Origin of the sequence: Ferrimonas sp. YFM (genome assembly GCF_030296015.1) — a bacterium.
Lineage (GTDB): Bacteria > Pseudomonadota > Gammaproteobacteria > Enterobacterales > Shewanellaceae > Ferrimonas.
Genome location: NZ_AP027368.1, coordinates 3411123 through 3430078, shown reverse-complemented (window position 1 = coordinate 3430078; position 18956 = coordinate 3411123). Strand labels below are relative to the sequence as shown.

The window sequence follows — 18956 nt, the reverse complement described above, 5'->3', positions numbered from 1 at the left end:
GAACCAGATGAGTAAAGTTAATCTGCTAGGACGCCGTAACTTCATTAAAGGGCTGGGTGCAGCCGGTGCAGTTATGGCGGCTCCTGCTGCTATGGCGACCTCTGTCAGTGCCAAAGGTGTGAAGTGGGACGAGACTGTAGAAATCGCCATTATCGGCTCCGGCTTCGCCGGCCTGGCCGCTGGCATCGAAGCGGCCCGCAAAGGCTGTAAGTCAGTCACCATCTTCGAAAAGATGCCTGTTTTCGGTGGTAACTCCGCCATTAACGGCGGTCTGTTTGCAGCGCCTCAGACTCCCATGCAGAAAGAGAAGGGTGTTGAAGACTCTGTCGAGCGCATGGTGAACGACCAGCTGAAAGCCGGTCGTGGTATTGCCGACGAAGCTCTGCTGCGTCACGTGGCCTCTCACGCCATGGAAGCTCTGCAGATGACCATGGACGCCGGTGCCGAATTCCACCCCTACCTGCAACAGCTGGGTGGTCACTCCGTACCTCGTACCTACCAGACCACCGTTAGCTGTGGCGCCGGTATCACCCAGCCTCTGCTGCGTGAGTGCCGCAAGATGGGCGTGAACATGGTCCCTCGCACCAAGTTCAACGGCTTCATCCTGGATGACGCTGGCAAGGTTGTCGGTGTGCGTCTGAACAAAGGCTACTACTTCGAAGACGAAAACCCAGAGCTGGAAGAAGAGATCAACGTACGCGCTACCCGCGGCGTGATCATGGCCACCGGTGGTTTCGCTCAGAACGTTGACCTGCGTATGGCTCAGGATCCTACCCTGACCGCCGAAGTAGGCTGTACCAACGCCAAGGGTGCGACCGGTGAAGGTATGTTCGAGATGTTCCGTCTGGGTGCCATCCCTGTGCACATGGCGCACATCCAGTCCGGTCCTTGGGCGTCCCCAGATGAAGGTGGTTTCGGCTATGTGTCCAACTACTCCATCTTCAACTTCCCTCACTCCATTGCGGTTAACCGCATGACCGGTAAGCGTTTCATGAACGAAATCGCTGACCGTAAGACCCGTGCCGACGCCGAACTGGCTTGTCGTGATGCCCAGGGCAAGCCTCTGCCTCCCATCATGATCACCAGCTACGAGCATGCCAAGCAGCACCCCAACTGCAAGAAAGTACTGAAGTACGGTGTGGGCTGGAAGTTCGACTCTCTGGAAGAGCTGGCCAAGCACTTCGACGTGCCTCTGAAGCCTCTGCAGGAGCAGATCGAAGAGTACAACGGCTACGTGAAGACCGGTAACGATGAGCAGTTCGGTAAGAACATGGGTAAAGCCAAAGGTAAGTACCTGAAAGCCCCCTTCACCGTGGTTCGTCTGTGGCCCAAGGTTCACTACTGCCAGGGCGGTGTTCAGATCAACACCAAGGCCGAGGTTAAGGATTCCTTTACCGGTAAGCGCATCGAAGGCCTGTACGCCGCGGGCGAAGTGGCCGGTGGTATGCACGGCGTGAGCCGTCTGGGTAGCTGCTCCATTCCAGATTGTATGGTAATGGGCATGACCGCTGCTCGCAGCATCATGGGCGCCTGAGTCAGTAACGGAATTAATGAGGATTAGATGATGAAAAAGTTAATGACCCTGGCTGCTGTTGCTGCAGTACTGGCAAGCACTAACGTTGCTGCCGAGATCAAGGCGGATGCTTCTTTGACCGACCAAGGCATGATGGACGGTCGCAGCTACCACCAGAAGTTCTACAAAAAGGACAACTGTAAGGTTTGTCACGGCACCAACGCGCCTTCTCACCGCCCTGCGGACGACGCCTGCCTGAAGTGTCACAAAGCGGACAAGCTGGCGAAGAAGACCGCTCGCAAGGGTGACGAGCTGTGGCAGAACCCTCACAACAACCTGCACTACGGCAAAGAGGTACCTTGTACCGTTTGTCACGGTGAGCACGAAGCCAAGCAGCCTCTGTGTAATGACTGCCACACCTTCAAGTTCACCAAGCACAAGCAGTAATAAACTGCTGGCTTAATTAAAAATAATAATATCTATAAAGCGGGTTCCGGCTAAATAAGGTTAAAAAACACTTAACGGCCAGACCCGCTTTTTTTATAAAATTAAGATCTCTGGACAACTAATGATGAAATACTCTGCTTTGATAGCGGGGCTGCTGGCTGCCAATTCAGCCATGGCCGCGACCATTCCCGATTTCCTGGATAAAGATGAAATTCTGAACGCTGAGTTCAAATGTCTCGGCGAAACTGCCACTTATTCCAAAAAAGACCAGAAGTACGTCGACATTCTGTGGAATGAGACCCTGAAATATCTGGAAGGTTACGCCGTGGCGCTGAGCACCAGCGACGGCAACTGCCGTAACTCCGACCGCAGCATGTTCCAGACCAACACCCATGATCTGGCGGGTCCACAGTACATGTGCATTATGGACCGTCGCGACATGAAGCTGATGGTTAAGCACATCTATGCGGTAATCAACAATCCGGACAAAGCCAAGGCCTGTTTCGGTGCCCGAGAAGACGTCAACTGGATCTACAGCCCGGGCGGCGAGCTGGAGAAGAACTCTCCTGTGGCCAAATGGCTGAAGCGCACCACCTTCCAGGAGTTTTTCGACAAGAAGGTCACCAACAAAGAGGTGAAGGAGTACGGTGGTGAGTTCACCAAGAACTTCTCCAAGATGGTGACCGGTGACGACATCAAATTGCCGGATGCCTTCCCGTTCGACATCAGCGCCAACGCCCTGCCAAACCTGTGGGCCTCTGTGGGCTGGTTCCCCATGTACGCCGAAGACAGCGAGCGTAACAAGCGTAACTTCACCAAGACCCGGGGCAACTACGCTTACGCCGAAGTGTTTGGCCACTGGGGCCTGCTGCGCATCGATGAGATCAACAATGAGAAGGTGGGTGCCGAAGTGGGCATGGTGGCCCAGCGCATCGACTCCTTCTACCCCTACCACAACCACGCGATCTCCGAGATCTACTACACCATGCGTGAACCTGCCTGTGCCGACGAGTTCCAGAACTTCGCCGTGCGCGAGGACAGCCCCCTGGTGAAGACCGTCAGCGAAAACGACACCATTCGTGAGGTGGAGTTTGATGCCGGCATGCCTAACGAACCCTGGTTCTGGGCCAATACCTCTCCCCAGCATGATGATCTGGCCTACTTCCACCAGAACACCATCCATGCCTTTAACTATAACGGTGCCAACTGTCACGCCAAACCCGAAGAGAAGGCGATCGTTACCGTCTGGGCGCGTTCCAATGCCCACGATAAGCGTAATGACTACGGTACGACCCGTCTGTGTGAGTCCGCCGACCGTCCCAACACGCCAGCCATGCGTGGTGAGAAGTTCCGCTGCGACTTGACCAAGACCAAGTACTGATAACCAGCTGATAAAAATGGGCCGGCGCCAGACCGGCCCAGATTCTAAGGCTGCCTTGGCGGCTAATTAAATGGACCAGGTGACTTACATGCTCCGCAGAGGGCAGGGGTTCCTGTGTCCTGCTGAAATTAAATAGGACAGGAAACGATGAAATATAATACTGCGTTGACTATGGCCATTGCGGCCATGATGGCGGGCAGCTCCGCTGCGGCACTGGCGGAAGACGGCATCGATGTGGGCGGCACCGTTCGCGCCAACTACCAGTACAAGAGCTACAGCGACGCCTCTGAAGACAAGATGGGCGACTTCAAGTTCGACATGCTGGCCCTGAAATTCAATGGTGAGATCAACGGCATTGGCCTGGCGTCTGAGTACCGTTTCTTCGATGGCTGGGAGAGCCTGCGCTATGCCTACGCCTACTACGATTTCAATGATCAGTGGCAGGGCCGCTTCGGCCTGACCAACGTGCCTTTCGGCAACCCTGGCTACATCTCCAACAGCTTCTGGTTCGGCCTGCCTTACTACCTGGGCTTTGAAGATGACTACGACATGGGCGCCACCTTCCACTACAACGGCGGCCAGTGGAAGACCGACATCGGCCTGTTCAAGAACGCCGAGTACAGTGCTTCCCGAAACGAGCGTTACTCCACCGATCTGTACAAGGGCACGGTAAACGGCACCGAGTACAACAACGAAGAGACCAATCAGATCAACCTGCGTCAGGTGTACGTCATGGATTATGACGGCGGCAGCGCAACCCTGGGTGGCTCTCTGGAGTGGGGTCAGATCTACAACAGCAAGACCGGTGACAACGGCGATCGCTATGCCGTTGCCGTGCACATGGACGCCAAGTTCGGTGACTGGAAGCTTCAGCTGCAGGCGATGCAGTATGAGTACGACGCCGACAGCCCGGCCGATGCCAACAAGATTGCCGTATCTGCCTACGCCTGGCAGTACGAAGTGGCCTCAAAGGCTCAGATCTACTCCGTCAACCTGGCAAAGAGCTTCCCCACCTCCTGGGGCAGCATCACCGTCTACAACGACTTCGGCATGCTGACACCGGACACCGATGATGCCAGCTACGACGACAGCCTGATGAACGTTACCGGTATGGCGATCTCCGCCGGTGCCACCTACACCTACATCGACTTTATTGCCGGCGAAAACATGTACGCCGCCGGGGTGAACGATCACGTGGGTCTGGCTCAGACCGACAGCGGCTGGGACAACCGCATCAACATCAACTTTGGATACTACTTCTAAGGGACTTCCTGGGCGGCCTTGTGCCGCCCAGGAATCAGACACGATGCCATGGTTTCATCATCGTCTCTCTGCTTATCGACTCTGAGGCTTCGTGTTTAATTGCTTAGGTGGCCCTCACATTGTGGGGGCCTTTTTTTTGTTTGTTGTTTATTGGTAGCCAGTTTGTCAAAACGTGGTCCCGACTTTTTTTTGGAACTCATTCCTTCGGTATGGTGTGCATGATTGTCGTTTGAATAAAGTTTTCTGAGTGTTTTTGGGGTGCTCCTGCGCATTTCGGAAACGGACGCGAGGCCATGGTTTCATCATCGTCTCCCTGCTTATTGACTATGAGGCATCGTGTCCAATTGCTTAGGTGGCCCCCACAGATGTGGGGGCTTTTTTTATCTGGTGTTTCCAGGGAGTTAACCTGCCAAAACGTGGCTGTGACTTTTTTTTGGAAACAATTCCTCGGATAAGCTGAGCGGTATTGTCATCAGGGCCCTGGAGCGGCCCCAGGTTCTGCATGGAGCGCCATTTTCCTTTGCCAAGAGGTGGGTATGTTATCTGGACTGCGAGAGAGAAGGGCGCTGTGCGCCGTCGCCCGTGAGCTGATTCAGGGGCAGGGGGAGTATGACCTCAGTCGCAAGACGCTGTCTGCCCAGCCTGGTGTTTCCGAGCATCGGGTGGAGCGGGTCTTCCTCTGTGACCACGACCTGCGCCTCTCCATCGCCGACAGTGAGCTTTATTCCCACTTTAAGCACCTGGAGTACAGCTACCGGCTGCATCGCCAGCCAGCTAAGGCGCTGCTCTATCATGCCTGTTGGATAGCCTATGAAGCTCAGGTGATGGGACGTTTTCCTCTGCACAAACTGGTGCCCGGTGAAGCGCTGATCTTCTCCGCCTCCGCGGAGACCTCCAGGCGTTACCTGCGCTCCCTGGCCAACTACAACGATTATCTGACCAATCTGATGAAGATGCTGGTGTCGCCAAAACTGGCCGGGGTGCTGGAGCTCTATAAGTGGATGGCCGGAGATTTCTCGTTACAGGAGAAAAACCGAAGCCTGGATGCGCTCCAGGGCTACGTTTCCCTGGTGGAGTCTGTGTCCAGCCTGCTGGAGCTGGAATCCGAGTCGCGTCCTTCGAGGGAGGAACTGGCCCAGTGGCTCATCAGTGAGTTTTCCGCCGCCGATCCCTATGAGAGCACTCTGGCTGTGGGGCTGTAGCCGACAGCTTTTCGGATTCAATAAAAAAGGGCCGGTGTCTCCACCGGCCCTTTTCTGTTGTTCAGTGTCAGTGCTGAATCACCATCTTGCTGAGGTTGGCCTTCAGCAGGCCACGTAACTGTTCCAGTGCCTTGGACTCTGCGGATGGGTTCACGTAGAAAGACTCGTTGAACATCGGCAGCTTGGGCAACTTGTGCTCTTCGGCGTCCAGCACCTGCATCTTATCGCTGACCCGGAACTCGGCGATGGGCGCGACGCAGAGATCATCCTCCACCGCCATGCACAGCGCCTGGGGCGACGGGGTCGACAGCAGCACGTTGATGGGGCGCATGGAGATGTTGTGGTTGGCAAACACCTGGGCGCGGATGGGGCAGTTCTCCGGATACAGTGCCATGGGGATGGTGCTGCGCTGGTGAGAGTTGCCGTTTTTGGCGGCGGCCCAGACGAAGCGGCGCTCAAACAGCAGTTCGCCGTGTGCCTGGGGGTGCCAGTGGGTGGCGATGATGGCATCGAATTCGCCATTGCCCAGCCGCTTGAACAGGTTGCCTGACACGTCGGTGTCGATCACCAGCTGCAGGTTGGTGAACTCCCGAATGAACTCAATCAGGCCGGACTCCAGATACCACTTTACGTAATCAGTGGGCACACCGAGGCGGATGATCTGCTTGGTTTCCTCTTTGAGATCATCCAGTGCCTGCATATTGAGCTGCACCATCTTATAGGCGTAGTTCAGCAGCTTCTCACCGGCTTCGGTGAGGGTGACGCCACGGTTGTCTCTGTCCAGCAGCACCTGGCCGACACTCTCTTCGAGCTTCTTAATCTGCAAGCTCAGCGCCGATTGGGTCCGGCATACCTTTTCGGCCGCCTTGGACATGTTGCCGCACTCGGCAACGGCGATGAAACTCTCCAAAAGTTCGACTTTGAGCATGGGGTATTCACTCCGCTAATGGTGCCCCAAGTATTACTCAATATCCGCTTGAACCAAAGGCTGATACCTTGAGAGTGTGAATTCATACAACAGAGATTTGGGGGATTGAGATGAGCAGCTGGGAACAAAGGGCAAACTACCTGGTATCCGTGGCACAACGCTGTCTGAAAGGTCATAAGACCTTCGGTCTCTGCCGCTCTCATCTGGTCAAGGCCAGCCAGATCTCCAAGGGGACCGTCTACAACCATTTCCCCTCTGAGGCGGACCTGGTGGTGGCCGTGGCTACCGCAGAATTCCGCGACTTCCTGGCTCAGGCCCAGGAGGATCAGAAGGTGCACGCGAATCCTCTTCAGCTTTTTTTATACCACCATTGCTGGCGCATGCGCGAAGTGCTGTGCAACGACCGTTTCGTGATCTCCCGGGTGATGCCCAACACGGAAGTACTGGAGCAGGCCGGAGAGTTCTACCGCGCCGCCTTCAACAAGGCCTTTGCCGACTACAACGACTGGAATCAGAAGGTGATGGACGCCATCGGCCCTGTCGAAGGCTACGACAGAGGCACCCTGGTGCGCAGCTTTGTGCGCGGCAGCCTGATCAACATCGATGACGGTGATGCTGAGTGTTGCGACCTGGGCGTCTACCATCAGTATTGCTATGCCCTGACCCAACTGATGGGCCACTCCGACAAGCGCATTCCCAGCCGGGATGAGCTGGGCCAGTGGCTGCATCAGATGCGTGAAGCAGCCTGAACCATATTCCTTTTTGGTATATCCCTGCACTTTAATGATATGAAGTGCGGGGAAATACATTCGCTCAAACACCTATCTTCTAGTTGAACACTTCGTGAGCAACTGGAGATAGGCAATGGAAAAGCACAACACTCTGAAAGCAACCCTGGCCGGCATGGTGTCTGCTGGATTCCTGTTGGCGTCTGGCCAGGCCAACGCCGTCCCTGATCAGCCCGAAGCCTGGGAAAAGTGTGCCGGGGTCGCCAAGAAAGGGATGAATGACTGTGGTGCCTTGGACGGCAGTCATGGTTGTGCCGGTCAGGCAAAGTCCGACAACAGCCCCAATGAGTGGGTCTATGTGCCCCAGGGAACCTGTAAAAAACTGGGCGGCAAGGTCGCCAAGGTGAAGCCTGCCAAGGGAATGAAGAAGTCATGATCCCTGGCCTGGCCCCCACCGACGCCGGCATCAGCTTGCGCGAAGGGCATATGGCACAACTGCTGCAGCGGCGCGAGCCGCTGCCTTTCGTTGAGATCCTGGCAGACAACTTCATGGCCCTGCGTGGCCCCCACTACCATCTGCTTCGTCAGGTTGCCGAGCGCTATCCGGTGATTCTCCACTGTGTCGGCCTGTCCCTGGCCTCCTCTGGCCCCGACGAGGCGTATCTGCAGCGGCTGAAGATCATGGCCGATGAGCTGGAGGCCATAGCTGTCTCCGACCACCTGGCGGTGTGTCGCCTGCCCGATGGTCATATTCATGACCTGCTTCCGGTCAGCTACTCCCCGGACACCCTGGAGCGACTGTGCCAGCAGGTGGAGCGGGTTCAGGACGTCACAGGGCTGCCCATGGCGGTGGAGAACATCTCCCGCTATCTCGCCTATCGAGATGACAGCCTGGATGAGGGCGAGATGCTCAGTGAGATGCACCGCCGCACCGGCGCCGGTGTGCTGCTGGACGTCAACAACCTCTATGTGACCGCTCAGAATCTGGATCAGGACCCTCTCGCTTTGCTGGAGTCCTTCCCACTGCAAGCGGTGCACTACTGCCACCTGGCCGGCTACGAGCAGCGAAATCGCCTGTTGGTGGATACCCATGGCAGCCGGGTGTCCCCTCAGGTGTGGCAGCTTCTGGAACAGGTGTTGGTGCGCATGGGACCCAGACCGCTGGTGATCGAGTGGGACAACGCCATTCCTGAGCTGCCGGTTTTGCTGGAGGAGGCGGCCAAGGCGGCCACCATGATGCAAGGGAGGGTAGCCTGATGAAAGGGGTAAGGGATCCGCTCAATTTCTACCAACACCACGGCAGCGGCGGCTTCAAGGTGACCCTGTCACCTCTGGAGGACGCCCTGGCGGTGTACCGGCAGAACCGTGACGGCGCCGCCATCTCTGCCGTGCGCAAGAGTTTTCCGGCCACGGAGCAGCTGCTGGGGGAGTCGCTGTTTCTGGCGATGATCCGTGAGTTCGCCCTCCAGTGGCAGCCCGAAGAGTCTCTGGACTGGGCCGGAGCCTCTCTGCTTCCCTGGTTGCAGGCTCAGTCCAGAGCCAGCGGCTTGTGGCGAGATTTTCCCTTCTTAAGCGCCTTGATGCGCTGGGAGTGGGGGATTCACAAGGCTTACTACGCTCACCGGCAGAAGCCGGTCACCGCCGAGGAGTGCGCCCTTTGGCTGGAGCATGGTGGTCCTGTGCCCTGGCAGCTGAATCCGGGGCTGACTCTGGTGGCCAGCGCCTATCCCGTGGAGGCTATTTGGCAGACCCTGTTGGCTCTCAGCCGCGGTGAAGAGCGGGAGCTGACGCTGACTCAGCGGCCTCAGAAACTGTGGGCCATCTGGCCAACAGAACGGGATTTGTCCTGGGAGGAGGTTACCCCGTCACTGCGTCTGGCTCTCACTTCGGTGCGTCATCCCCACCGGGCCCTGGCGCTGGAGCCTCTCCACCTGGCGACGCTGATGGTCAGGCAGTGGCTGGTCAGCCGGGATCAGCTGGCGTAGGTAATGGACAGATCCTCTGCCAGGGCATCCCGAACCGAGTCTGGAACCGGGATGGGGCCGGTGTCCATCTGAGGGTGGTCAACCCCGATCACCAGAGCGGCGCCCTGTTTGAGCTCCAGTATCGCCTCCGGTGACAGTTCGAAGCGCAGGAAGTGGACACTGGAGGTCTTATGTTCGTCGCTGCGGTCCAGGTCTTCATCGGCGATGGCATAGCAGCACCAGTTCTCACCAACCTGCAGCCATATCTTGTGCTCAATACCGGCCAACTGAGCCAGGCGCTGTCGCCGCTCGGTGGCATTGGGGTACTCCAGCATCATGGTGGCTTTGAGGTTGGTGCCGTCGGGGATCAGCGGGTTGTAGGCGTCCAGTTCCTCCTGAATGGCCGGTCCCTCGAAGATGCGTTCGATGCGCAGCATCTCCTGCACCTGGTAGCGGACGGTCATCTCGTCTTCAAAGGTCAGCCTAAGGTGGTCTCCCAGCATCAGTTGCCGAAATCTTTTATGTTCCATCACCTGGTGGCGAAAGGCCGGGCGCTGCTCGGCGTACTCCTCCAGGGACCAGAGCTGGTGTCGGGTCAGCTTGCTCATGGGAACTCCTATAGTCCGTAGGCCTGCCTCAGCAGGGTGATGGGGTGGGTAGGGAGCGCCTCGCCTTCGGCCAGATTGGCCAGGTGGGTGGCGGCCATGGGGCAGTCGCTCACCAGGTGATCCCCCTGTAACTGGTCCAGCTTTCGTACCACAGGGCGGGCGATCTTTACCGCGTTGGCGTGGGTCTCCTCCTTGACCGCATAGGTGCCGTCGTGACCGGAGCAGCGCTCGATGGCGGTCACGTCGCTGCCGGGGATTAGGCTGAGTATCTCTTTGGTTTTCATGCCGATGCGCTGCACTCGTTGGTGGCAGGCCACCTGGTAGGAGACCTTCCCCAAAGGTGCAGGGAAGTCGGTGTTGAGCAACCCGGCTTTATGACGCAGGGCCAGATACTCAAAGGGATCGAAAAAGGCGCGTTGTACCCTTGCCAGGGCGTGATCTTCCGGGAACATCAAGGGAAGTTCCTGTTTGAACATCAGCACACAGGAGGGCACCGGGGCAATAATATCGAACCCTTCATCCACCATCTCAGTCAGCACTGGCAGGCTCTTCTCCATCAGGGTCTGAACCGATTCCAAATCTCCAAGCTCCAGCTTGGGCATACCACAGCAGAGATTGCCCGGCACCAGTTCGATGTGGATGCCGTTGTGCTGAAACACCTTGTAGAGGTCCTCCCCGAGATGAGGGGCATTGAAGTTGCCATAGCAGGTGGAGAACAGGGCGACCTTGCCCGTGGTTTCCCCGGCGGGCACAGGTTCGAGCACCTCCTGCAACGGACGGGTGCGGTGACGTATGGTCTTGCTGTGGTACTTGGGCAACGGGGCCTGATGGTGAACGCCTAGGGTGGATTCCAGCTGGTTGCGAAAGCTTGCGGTATCGTTGAGGGCATTAACGACGGAATTCACCCCAGGCAAAGACGCGAGCCGGCCGACGGTGGTGGTACTGGTGAGCAGCTTGTCCCTGAAGCGGGCGCCGCTCTCATGGAACTTTACCGCCTTGGCTCTGAGCATCAGGTGGGGAAAGTCGATGTTCCACTCATGGGGGGGCACATAGGGGCACTTGGTCAGGTAGCAGAGATCGCACAGGTAGCAGTGATCCACCACCTGAGCGTAATCGGCCTTGTCGACCCCATCCACCTCCATGGTGTCCGACTCGTCCACCAGATCAAACAGGGTAGGGAAGGAGTGGCACAGGCTGACGCAGCGCCTGCAGCCATGACAGACATCGAACACCCTCTCCAATTCCTGGTTGAGGGCGTCTCTGTCGTAAAACTCTGGCTTGCGCCATTCCAGTGGATGACGCGTGGGCGCCTCCAGACTGCCTTCCCTATGGGCCATGGTGCCGCTCCCCGTCAGTCGTCCAGGTTATCCAGGGCTTTCTGGAAACGGTTGGCGTGGCTGCGCTCCGCCTTTGCCAGAGTTTCGAACCAGTCGGCGACCTCGTCAAAACCTTCATCCCGGGCGGTCTTCGCCATGCCTGGGTACATGTCGGTGTATTCGTGGGTTTCGCCGGCGATGGCGGCCTTGAGGTTGTCTGAGGTACCGCCGATGGGCAGGCCGGTAGCGGGATCACCCACCTCCTCCAGATACTCCAGGTGGCCATGGGCGTGGCCGGTTTCCCCCTCGGCAGTAGAGCGGAACACGGCGGCCACGTCGTTGTAGCCTTCCACGTCGGCCTTGGCGGCGAAGTAGAGGTAGCGACGGTTAGCTTGGGATTCACCGGCGAAGGCGTCTTTCAGATTCTGTTCGGTTTTCGATCCTTTCAGTGACATCAGCATGTCCTCACGGTTGAGATAGGGACGCCGGACGCGCGCAAAGGGCGCGGCCATATCAGGAAAAGGTAGTTAAGGGAAAACCGTTACACCAACGAAGAATGATGGAATAAATAGATTGGATATATCGTAGATCTGGATGATCTGACTGGTGATGAGGTTGGCGGAGAGAAAAAGAGAAAGAAGATGAGAGGGTTAAGGCGGGAGTCTGTCCCCCGCCTTAGCATCGCAGGCCTTGTTACTTGGACAGAGGCTCGACGAAGGTGACCGCCATATCCCAGGGCTGTTCAATCCAGGTGTCCTGAGGAATGTCCACCACATAGTCGTCCACCAGGTGCTTGCCCGCGGGCTTGGCACAGACGGTAACGAATTTGGCCTTGGGGTAGAGCTCGCGAATCACTTCGGCGGTGCCGCCGGTGTCCACCAGATCATCGATGACGATGAAGCCTTCGCCGTCGCCTGGGGCTTTCTTCAGTATGGTCAGATCGCGCTGGTGGTTGTGATCGTAGCTGGAGATGCACACGGTATCGACGTGGCGGATGCCCAGTTCACGGGCGAGAATGGCGGAGGGTACAAGTCCACCTCGGCTGACGGCGATGATCCCCTTCCACTGGTCAGCGGGCAGCAGGCGTTCGGCCAGCTGGCGGGAGTACATCTGCATGTTGTCCCAGGTAATGATGAACTTGTTACTCATGATCCAATAACCTCGATAAGACAGCGAAGAGCGTCGCTGAAAGCACTTATGAAAATTTATTGGGCGGCGATTCTATCCAAAACCTTGTGACGGGAACAGGGAAATTTTGCCCCATTTGGAAAAAAGATGATGCAGAACAACAGAGGGGCTGAGAAAGGGGTCAAATGACGGCCAGGAATAGGCCTCGGCGCGCAGTTGCCGGTGGGGATGATGTGCGCCGGTCCTCATCTGAGGCCGGCGCAAAGCCCTGTCAGTCGATGGCCAGGTGGTGGTTGCCGTGGCACTTCTTCGCTTTCAGGTAGGACTCGTTACCCGGCTTCATGTGCACCGAGGTGTTGACCATGGATTCCACTTCGATGCCATAGTCGGTCAGCTGTTTCACCTTGCGGGGGTTGTTGGTGATCAGGCGGATGCGGTCGATGCCCATCGCCTTGAGCATGCCGGCGGCCTCGGCAAAGTCGCGCTGGTCTTCGCCAAAACCCAGCTTAACGTTGGCTTCGTAGGTGTTCAGACCGGTGTCCTGCAGGGCATAGGCATCCAGTTTGTTGTACAGGCCGATGCCGCGGCCCTCCTGGCGCAGGTACAGCAGCACGCCGCCAGCAACGTGCAGTCGCTCGATGGCCTCATTGAGCTGTTCACCACAGTCGCAGCGGGAGGAGTGGAAAACATCTCCAGTCAGGCACTCGGAGTGCATCCGTACCAGGGGGGCGCCGCTGGCGGGACCGGTTCCGGCGAAGCGCATGGCCACATGCTCCTTGCCTGATTCCAGGCCGTGAAATGAGCTGAGCTCCGCTTCCACCTGTGACCTGCCCACTTTCAGTGGAACCGTTTGCCTAACCTTAATCATCTGTGACTCTCCAACTCTCAAATCTAAAATCACGGCCAAATGCCGCCGTGAATCCCTGTCCGGCCCTGCCGAGAGGGGCCGACAGAGTACCAACGGGTCTGGCAAAAGACAATAATATCCGGGTCCGCAGCTCAAGAATTGGGAGCTGGTACGCGAGTTGGAACTCAAACCCAGTCAATATGACCTTAATATGACAATAAGCTGATTTGATTCACTGGTGTCCTGGGGCTGGTGAGGTGTAAATTCCCTTTGATCCAACCCATGAGGTCGGTTCGGCCGCAACTGATAATGAGCGGGTGTGTGATTCGTTATCTGCCTTTTGGTTTGCACTCGCAAGAGAATTCATCCGTTGAGCTAGGGAAGATCGCCTACTTTGTCGTAGGAAATGGATGAAAAGGATCTGGTTTCGTCTTGATGATTGCCCCCTCAATCCCGCCGCTGAGTCTCTGATTTGAAAAGACTGAGATCACCCATGGTAAGCACAATGGCAAGGATCAGAAGGTGAAATACCGGGGTAGGACTCCTTGGTTCTGCCTGCCGTTTAGTGAATCGGTGTATGTCAGCGCGCTTTTCCAAAAAGAGATGTCAGTGGATTGGCACCGTATTGATCTGCCACCTCTTTGCATAGACTTTATTGGAAGATGACGTGCTCAAAGGGGTCTTGTACTCCTTTTCCCATCAGCAAGGGACTCTGATGAGAACAGCCAACAACGAGCTACTGCGACAAACTCTTCGCCAGGTCATGAAGCTGCTGCAACAGGTTCCGCAAGATCAGCCTGGCCAGGTCAAAGTGTTACAAGACAAATATCTGGATACCCTGTGTGAGCAACTTGGTATGGACCTTAATCCAACCCAATTTGTTGATTCCGGGTACAGCTTTACAGATGCAGGTAAGGCGGTGTCGCCTCTGGTTGCGGCAATGTGTGCCAAGGAGTACATGCGGGTACATCAGTTTCAGCTTGGGATCCTCAAGGCCATTAATGAGCGTTCGCAGCCGGTGCGAGTTCTATACGCAGGTACCGGGCCTCTTGGCTCCTTAGTTCTACCGCTTTTGTTGCTGCTGAAACCGGGCCAAGTCAGGGTCACGTTGCTGGATATTCATCAGGAGTCACTCGATAGCCTGAAACAGATTCTAGACCTGCTGAATCTTTGGGATTTTATTGACGACCTCATATTGGCAGATGCGATCCATTGGCAGACTGAATCTCGCTTCGATCTGATTGTGTCCGAAACCATGAAGGCCATGTTGGAACAGGAGCCTCAGGTGCGGATCTTTGCCAACCTTGAGCAGTTTCTCAGCCCTGATGGCAGCCTGATTCCACGGGCAATAGAGCTAAGAGCCTATTTTTATCAGCGCCAAGGCAGACACCTGGCCGTTACAGACTTGGGGCCTTTTTTTGTACTCAACAGGGAGACAGCAGAGCTTCTGAGAGAGTGTCAACAGATTCAGGGGCAATTGAGGTTCCCGGTGAATGGCGTAGCTGAGCGGCTGGAGCTGCACACCAGGATTCAGATTTACGATGACATCGAACTGTCTGGGCGACAGTGCAGCCTCAACAGAATTGAGTGCATACCTCTGAATGAAGCTTTGCCATCGAGTGCTTTTGACTTTCGCTATGCGTGGGGGCCTGAGCCCAGGTTTGAATTTACTCCCGTGGATTTACCCAATACTGCCATAGGAGTTCGGTGAATCATGTTGAGTTAGCAGAGTCGGGTCGTTAGTGCCCTCTCAATTTCATGGACAATGTAAACAAGGAGAGTTGCATTGCATGCCATTACCTACGAGGCCCTAAAGCCTCACATAGGCGATATTTTTTGCCTGACGGATCCTGCCGGCACAAAGATGGAAGTGTCGCTTTCTGAGTTGTCTCCCAATCGTTGTGCTCCCGAGCTTTTCGAGGGATTTTCCGCCGTTTTCGATTGCCCGCAACCGTTTCAACTCAGTGACGGGCAAGGTGAGCTTCATATCAGCCACCATGAGCTAGGCTCTGCACCTTTTTTTATGGTGCAAATCGGCAAGCAGCAACTGCAGTGGCTGGTCAGTCGCACTCGAGAGGCAAGCGAAACGTGATCAAACAGAGCCTTGATAACGGGTTGACGCTTCGTCCCAGCCGCCCCAGTGATGGACCGTTTTTGCAGTCGCTGCACGATGCTGTACGAAGCGATTTGGATGCCTTAAAACACACTCCTGAGTTGCATCGGCAGATTCTCGACCTGCAGTATCGTGCCCAAACCCAAGGTTATGGCGATCAATGCCCAGATGCTTGGTACTTCATTGTTGAGCATCTGCACACCTCCGTCGGCAAAGTCACCATAGATTTCAGCGGGGAACGCATTCACCTGGTCGACATTGCCTTTATTCCGGCCTATTGCGGCAAAGGGCATGGCCAGGTGGTTTTGCAATCTATCCAGCAGATCGCGGCCAGATTGAACGTGCCACTGACCCTATCTGTGTTCTCTCAAGACAGTCAGCTGATTCAGTGGTATCGCCGGTTGGGCTTTGCCTCCATGGAGCAACGGGGAGCGCACATCCTGATGCGTTGGTTACCCCTCTCCCTTCGTGAATCTCTTCCTTCCTCTCAGCTTAGAGGTGCTACCTATGTCTGATCCATTCATGGGTGAAATTACCCAGATGCCTTACACCTTTGCCCCAAAGGACTATGCGTTCTGCCAGGGTCAATTTTTGACCGTGTCGGATAATCAAGCGCTCTTCTCTTTGCTCGGTGACACCTTCGGTGGCAATGGTCGAACGAACTTTGCGTTACCGGATCTACGGAGCAGGGTGCCCGTAGGTATGGGGACATACCAGGGCTACGAAGGTTTCGTTCACGACTATCGATGGGGAGAGCGTGGCGGCGTTGAGAAGGTCAATTTAAGCCAAAGTCAGCTTGGTCAGCATACTCACGCCCTTAAATGCGCAGCGGTTGACGGCGATACCCATGTGCCGAGGGACAACTCTGCCCTCGCCCAAACACCGGTTTTGCCGGCCCAGGGGTTTATCGCCGCAGATGCCTTCGCACCTTACAGCGGAACTCATCTGGTGCTCGCACCCCAGAGCTCCAGTTCTGTGGGGGGAGGGCTGTCACACGTCAATGTTCAGCCTTACCTGGCTATCCAATTTGCCATTGCACTGGATGGCATCTACCCGCCACGTAATTGATAAGGGATGAATTATGGACTCATTTACTGGTCAGATTCGTATTTTTGCCGGCACCTTTGCGCCCGTTCATTTCGCATTTTGCAGCGGTACCTTGCTGTCAATTTCCACCAATCAGGCGCTGTTTTCCTTACTTGGCACTAATTTTGGGGGAGATGGCCGCACCAGTTTCGGCCTGCCCGAGATGCGGGGCCGACTGCCGGTCGGGGCAGGACAAGGGCCTGGTCTTGGCAACTACCTTCTCGGCCAGATAGGGGGGTGGGAGGATGTCACCCTGACGACGGCCGAGATACCGAGCCACAATCATCCATTGGTGGTTTCGGAGTCCAACCCCAGCCAAACCATCGCGGGTCCCGGTTCTATGCTGGCCAACGGGCATTTTTTCCAAACGCCTTCAAGCTCCGGAGGTGGCCAGTACGCCACCATGAACGAAGAGAGTGTAAGCAGTGAAGGAGGTGGTCAGGCCCATGAAAATCGCATGCCCTCTCTGGGGGTGAACTTCATTATCTGCCTGCAAGGCATCTATCCCTCTCGTAATTAAGGAGCTGATCATGGCTGATCCATTTCTTGGTGAAGTTCGCGCTTTTGGATTCAATTATGCCCCCAGACTCTGGACACAGTGTCTGGGGCAATTGATGTCCATCAACCAGTTTTCATCGACCTTTGCCATCTTAGGCACCTCTTTTGGTGGAGATGGCAGAACCACCTTCGGGGCACCCGATCTAAGGGGGCGCTCCCCTATGCATGTGGGGGGCACTGGGTGGGTGTCAGGCCCCGGATTGTCACCTTATCGGCTGGGGCAACAGCCTGGGGTTGCAAGTATCGCCTTAACGGAAGAGGAGATTCCACAACATAGGCATGAACTGCATAGCTTCTTTTCTCCCGGAGAAAGCTCAACTCAGGTGGCACAAGAGCAGTCGCTGCTGAGTATCACCTCCACGCCAGACCCAACGGCCATCTTTGCCTACAGTAAGGAGGACACACCCACTCAGCCTCTGGATTCAGATAGCCTGGCTTTGGCGGGCAGAAGTGCTCCCCATGAGAATCGGCAGCCTTTCTTAGCAATGAATTTCTGTCTCTGCCTAGACGGCACGTTTCCCAGCCGAAATTGACGTTATGCGCGGTTTTACTGCTTTGGTGGTGCTTCTGACCCTGTTGTTCACTGTTACAGCGATTGCCAGCGAGCACGACACCTTCAGACCTGGCCAGGCGGCAGCATTGGTATCGGTGCAGCGGCTACTGTGCACAGTAGAGTCGCAATCGGAACAGAGCTGGCTTGAGCGCTGGAGGGCGTTTAAACCTCGTGTCTTGGCGCGTTACGATCAGCGCAGTGTGATTCTGTTGAGTCCTGAGGATGCCCGTGAACGAGAGGCCATTGAACGTACATTGCGACACGCCGATTCGTTGCTGGCTATGGAGTGGGATAGGGTACCTGCCCGAGACCGTCGACATGCAACCTGGGCCGTTGATGGTGCTCATCCGAATAGGAACCGCAATGCTGCCGACGTTGAGCCCTTGGTGATTACCCCGGGGCGCTGGCAATCTGCCCAGCGCCTGGGTTTAGCCCATCCAGAGTTTCGTGGCCAAGGCGAGGGTGCGGTTACAGCGGTGATCGACAACCGCTTCGATCTCAGTCATCCCGCCCTGTCTGATGTGTCCATCAAATTTAGGCAGCACATCGGTTTCGAATCTCCAGGCCCGGCTCCGGTCAGGCGTCACGGCGATGACGTGGTCAGCCTCATCTGGGCCAAAGCGCCGGGCAATCAACCGCCGATGCAAGGGGTCGCACCTCGTGCCGAGTTAGTGGCGCTGAGTGTTCATCAGCCTTGGACCTCCAATCTGTTGCATGCCCTGTTTCTGGCTGAGCAGCAGGGAGCGGATGTGATAAATCTTTCCTGGTTGCTGGCGGAGGTGTCCCCCGTGCTGAGTGACTACCTCCACTATTTGGCCCAGCGTGCCAATCACGACAAGGGCATTGCCCTTGTGGCGGCGGCTCATCCCGATCCCATTGCCAATATCGGTCTGGCGGCGCATCCGGACGTGATCGTCATTAGCGCCACCGATCATTCTGGGAAGCTTGCCAACGTCAGTTGGGATAAGGCCGTCAGTCTGTCGGCTCCCAGCTATCTGCCCATCATCAATTATCAGGGCAATGACCTTAAGACGTTTTCTAAAACCTCGGCTTCCACTGCCATCGCCGCCGGAGTGATCACTCTTATTCGGCGTGCCAGACCACAGTTAACGGTTAGGCAATTGAAAGCCGGGCTGCATCGCTATGAACGTTGTCGCGCCAGGCAGCAGGTGTTGCTTGATGCCGTCAATATTCTGGCTTGGCTGGACAGCAGTCCAGAGTGCTCTTCTGGACGCCAGGTGCACGCCACCAGGCAATAAACTGACGATTTTTGACTCATGGATGAGTAACTATGATGTTTCAACGTACTGCCCTAACCAGC

The 18956-nt window shown here is 56.2% G+C and carries 22 protein-coding genes; 16 read left to right on the top strand and 6 right to left on the bottom strand.

All coding sequences use genetic code 11. The features are described 5' to 3' along the window. Positions 1-7 precede the first annotated feature (7 nt). The 5 genes from ardA to QUE41_RS15885 all read left to right on the top strand — a co-directional run bounded on the left by ardA (position 8) and on the right by QUE41_RS15885 (position 5806). Positions 8-1534, top strand: a complete 1527-nt coding sequence (gene ardA / locus QUE41_RS15905; protein ID WP_286339979.1) for an acrylate reductase flavoprotein subunit ArdA — start codon at positions 8-10, stop codon at positions 1532-1534. Positions 1535-1561: 27 nt separating this feature from the next. Continuing rightward, positions 1562-1960, top strand: coding sequence for a cytochrome c3 family protein (locus QUE41_RS15900; RefSeq protein WP_286339148.1), 399 nt, complete (start codon positions 1562-1564; stop codon positions 1958-1960). A 124-nt stretch (positions 1961-2084) separates the two neighbouring features. Beyond that, the gene (gene dddY / locus QUE41_RS15895) at positions 2085-3341 is read left to right on the top strand and encodes a dimethylsulfoniopropionate lyase DddY (RefSeq protein WP_286342957.1); all 1257 of its coding nucleotides are present in this window, start codon (positions 2085-2087) and stop codon (positions 3339-3341) included. 147 nt (positions 3342-3488) lie between these two features. Beyond that, positions 3489-4604: a hypothetical protein gene (locus tag QUE41_RS15890; RefSeq protein WP_286339978.1), complete on the top strand. Its 1116-nt coding sequence runs from the start codon at positions 3489-3491 to the stop codon at positions 4602-4604. 536 nt (positions 4605-5140) lie between these two features. Continuing rightward, the gene (locus tag QUE41_RS15885) at positions 5141-5806 is read left to right on the top strand and encodes a hypothetical protein (RefSeq protein ID WP_286339977.1); all 666 of its coding nucleotides are present in this window, start codon (positions 5141-5143) and stop codon (positions 5804-5806) included. Between the two features lie 67 nt (positions 5807-5873). On the opposite strand, the gene QUE41_RS15880 is transcribed toward QUE41_RS15885, so the two are convergent. Next, entirely contained in the window at positions 5874-6734 is an 861-nt protein-coding gene (locus tag QUE41_RS15880; RefSeq protein ID WP_286339976.1) for a LysR family transcriptional regulator, read from the bottom strand. Between the two features lie 110 nt (positions 6735-6844). Here QUE41_RS15880 and QUE41_RS15875 point away from each other — a divergent pair, with 110 nt between their 5' ends. The 4 genes from QUE41_RS15875 to QUE41_RS15860 all read left to right on the top strand — a co-directional run bounded on the left by QUE41_RS15875 (position 6845) and on the right by QUE41_RS15860 (position 9447). Continuing rightward, positions 6845-7483 carry a TetR/AcrR family transcriptional regulator gene (locus QUE41_RS15875; protein WP_286339975.1) on the top strand — a complete coding sequence of 213 codons (639 nt, stop codon included), beginning with the start codon at positions 6845-6847 and terminating at the stop codon, positions 7481-7483. Positions 7484-7598: 115 nt separating this feature from the next. Beyond that, positions 7599-7898 carry a BufA1 family periplasmic bufferin-type metallophore gene (locus QUE41_RS15870; protein ID WP_028109457.1) on the top strand — a complete coding sequence of 100 codons (300 nt, stop codon included), beginning with the start codon at positions 7599-7601 and terminating at the stop codon, positions 7896-7898. Then, positions 7895-8719, top strand: coding sequence for an MbnB/TglH/ChrH family RiPP precursor modification enzyme (locus QUE41_RS15865; protein WP_286339974.1), 825 nt, complete (start codon positions 7895-7897; stop codon positions 8717-8719). Before QUE41_RS15870 ends, QUE41_RS15865 begins: the two co-directional genes overlap by 4 nt. Next, complete coding sequence (locus tag QUE41_RS15860) at positions 8719-9447, top strand: HvfC/BufC family peptide modification chaperone (RefSeq protein ID WP_286339973.1); 729 nt, start codon at positions 8719-8721, stop codon at positions 9445-9447. Before QUE41_RS15865 ends, QUE41_RS15860 begins: the two co-directional genes overlap by 1 nt. Here the strand turns inward: QUE41_RS15860 and QUE41_RS15855 are convergent. The 5 genes from QUE41_RS15855 to QUE41_RS15835 all read right to left on the bottom strand — a co-directional run bounded on the left by QUE41_RS15855 (position 9435) and on the right by QUE41_RS15835 (position 13346). Beyond that, positions 9435-10034: a DUF3501 family protein gene (locus QUE41_RS15855; protein ID WP_286339972.1), complete on the bottom strand. Its 600-nt coding sequence runs from the start codon at positions 10032-10034 to the stop codon at positions 9435-9437. The two genes, QUE41_RS15860 and QUE41_RS15855, sit on opposite strands and share 13 nt — an antisense overlap. Positions 10035-10042: 8 nt before the next feature. After that, on the bottom strand, positions 10043-11371 hold the full coding sequence (locus QUE41_RS15850; RefSeq protein WP_286339971.1) for a heterodisulfide reductase-related iron-sulfur binding cluster: 1329 nt from the start codon (positions 11369-11371) through the stop codon (positions 10043-10045). Positions 11372-11385: 14 nt separating this feature from the next. Further along, a complete protein-coding gene (locus QUE41_RS15845; protein WP_028109453.1) occupies positions 11386-11805 on the bottom strand; it encodes a rubrerythrin family protein in 420 nt (139 codons plus the stop codon). 238 nt (positions 11806-12043) lie between these two features. Beyond that, positions 12044-12499 (bottom strand): xanthine phosphoribosyltransferase, encoded by a 456-nt coding sequence (gene gpt, locus QUE41_RS15840; RefSeq protein WP_286339970.1) that lies wholly within the window; start codon positions 12497-12499, stop codon positions 12044-12046. A gap of 250 nt (positions 12500-12749) precedes the next feature. Further along, a complete protein-coding gene (locus QUE41_RS15835; protein ID WP_286339969.1) occupies positions 12750-13346 on the bottom strand; it encodes a GTP cyclohydrolase II in 597 nt (198 codons plus the stop codon). Between the two features lie 694 nt (positions 13347-14040). On the opposite strand from QUE41_RS15835, the gene QUE41_RS15830 reads away from it, so the two are divergent. From QUE41_RS15830 to QUE41_RS15800, 7 genes are all read left to right on the top strand, one after another. Then, positions 14041-15036, top strand: coding sequence for an SAM-dependent methyltransferase (locus QUE41_RS15830; RefSeq protein WP_286339968.1), 996 nt, complete (start codon positions 14041-14043; stop codon positions 15034-15036). Between the two features lie 75 nt (positions 15037-15111). Next, positions 15112-15417 (top strand): DUF6916 family protein, encoded by a 306-nt coding sequence (locus tag QUE41_RS15825; protein WP_286339967.1) that lies wholly within the window; start codon positions 15112-15114, stop codon positions 15415-15417. Then, entirely contained in the window at positions 15414-15953 is a 540-nt protein-coding gene (locus tag QUE41_RS15820; RefSeq protein ID WP_286339966.1) for a GNAT family N-acetyltransferase, read from the top strand. The genes QUE41_RS15825 and QUE41_RS15820 overlap by 4 nt, the downstream gene beginning before the upstream one ends. Beyond that, positions 15946-16506, top strand: coding sequence for a phage tail protein (locus QUE41_RS15815; RefSeq protein WP_286339965.1), 561 nt, complete (start codon positions 15946-15948; stop codon positions 16504-16506). Before QUE41_RS15820 ends, QUE41_RS15815 begins: the two co-directional genes overlap by 8 nt. Positions 16507-16519: 13 nt before the next feature. Next, complete coding sequence (locus QUE41_RS15810) at positions 16520-17044, top strand: phage tail protein (RefSeq protein ID WP_286339964.1); 525 nt, start codon at positions 16520-16522, stop codon at positions 17042-17044. Positions 17045-17054: 10 nt separating this feature from the next. Next, the gene (locus QUE41_RS15805; RefSeq protein ID WP_286339963.1) at positions 17055-17615 is read left to right on the top strand and encodes a phage tail protein; all 561 of its coding nucleotides are present in this window, start codon (positions 17055-17057) and stop codon (positions 17613-17615) included. A gap of 4 nt (positions 17616-17619) precedes the next feature. Beyond that, on the top strand, positions 17620-18894 hold the full coding sequence (locus tag QUE41_RS15800) for a S8 family peptidase (protein ID WP_286339962.1): 1275 nt from the start codon (positions 17620-17622) through the stop codon (positions 18892-18894). Positions 18895-18956 lie beyond the last annotated feature (62 nt).

Excerpts from the sequence above, each read along its gene's own strand:
- QUE41_RS15890 (WP_286339978.1), top strand. The coding sequence starts at position 3,489 with ATGAAATATAATACTGCGTTGACTATGGCCATTGCGGCCATGATGGCG.
- QUE41_RS15865 (WP_286339974.1), top strand. The coding sequence starts at position 7,895 with ATGATCCCTGGCCTGGCCCCCACCGACGCCGGCATCAGCTTGCGCGAA.
- QUE41_RS15835 (WP_286339969.1), bottom strand. The coding sequence starts at position 13,346 with ATGATTAAGGTTAGGCAAACGGTTCCACTGAAAGTGGGCAGGTCACAG.
- QUE41_RS15870 (WP_028109457.1), top strand. The coding sequence starts at position 7,599 with ATGGAAAAGCACAACACTCTGAAAGCAACCCTGGCCGGCATGGTGTCT.
- QUE41_RS15875 (WP_286339975.1), top strand. The coding sequence starts at position 6,845 with ATGAGCAGCTGGGAACAAAGGGCAAACTACCTGGTATCCGTGGCACAA.
- QUE41_RS15800 (WP_286339962.1), top strand. The coding sequence starts at position 17,620 with ATGCGCGGTTTTACTGCTTTGGTGGTGCTTCTGACCCTGTTGTTCACT.
- QUE41_RS15850 (WP_286339971.1), bottom strand. The coding sequence starts at position 11,371 with ATGGCCCATAGGGAAGGCAGTCTGGAGGCGCCCACGCGTCATCCACTG.
- gpt (WP_286339970.1), bottom strand. The coding sequence starts at position 12,499 with ATGAGTAACAAGTTCATCATTACCTGGGACAACATGCAGATGTACTCC.
- QUE41_RS15815 (WP_286339965.1), top strand. The coding sequence starts at position 15,946 with ATGTCTGATCCATTCATGGGTGAAATTACCCAGATGCCTTACACCTTT.
- QUE41_RS15845 (WP_028109453.1), bottom strand. The coding sequence starts at position 11,805 with ATGTCACTGAAAGGATCGAAAACCGAACAGAATCTGAAAGACGCCTTC.
- QUE41_RS15855 (WP_286339972.1), bottom strand. The coding sequence starts at position 10,034 with ATGAGCAAGCTGACCCGACACCAGCTCTGGTCCCTGGAGGAGTACGCC.
- QUE41_RS15885 (WP_286339977.1), top strand. The coding sequence starts at position 5,141 with ATGTTATCTGGACTGCGAGAGAGAAGGGCGCTGTGCGCCGTCGCCCGT.
- ardA (WP_286339979.1), top strand. The coding sequence starts at position 8 with ATGAGTAAAGTTAATCTGCTAGGACGCCGTAACTTCATTAAAGGGCTG.
- dddY (WP_286342957.1), top strand. The coding sequence starts at position 2,085 with ATGAAATACTCTGCTTTGATAGCGGGGCTGCTGGCTGCCAATTCAGCC.
- QUE41_RS15900 (WP_286339148.1), top strand. The coding sequence starts at position 1,562 with ATGATGAAAAAGTTAATGACCCTGGCTGCTGTTGCTGCAGTACTGGCA.
- QUE41_RS15860 (WP_286339973.1), top strand. The coding sequence starts at position 8,719 with ATGAAAGGGGTAAGGGATCCGCTCAATTTCTACCAACACCACGGCAGC.
- QUE41_RS15810 (WP_286339964.1), top strand. The coding sequence starts at position 16,520 with ATGGACTCATTTACTGGTCAGATTCGTATTTTTGCCGGCACCTTTGCG.
- QUE41_RS15805 (WP_286339963.1), top strand. The coding sequence starts at position 17,055 with ATGGCTGATCCATTTCTTGGTGAAGTTCGCGCTTTTGGATTCAATTAT.
- QUE41_RS15830 (WP_286339968.1), top strand. The coding sequence starts at position 14,041 with ATGAGAACAGCCAACAACGAGCTACTGCGACAAACTCTTCGCCAGGTC.
- QUE41_RS15880 (WP_286339976.1), bottom strand. The coding sequence starts at position 6,734 with ATGCTCAAAGTCGAACTTTTGGAGAGTTTCATCGCCGTTGCCGAGTGC.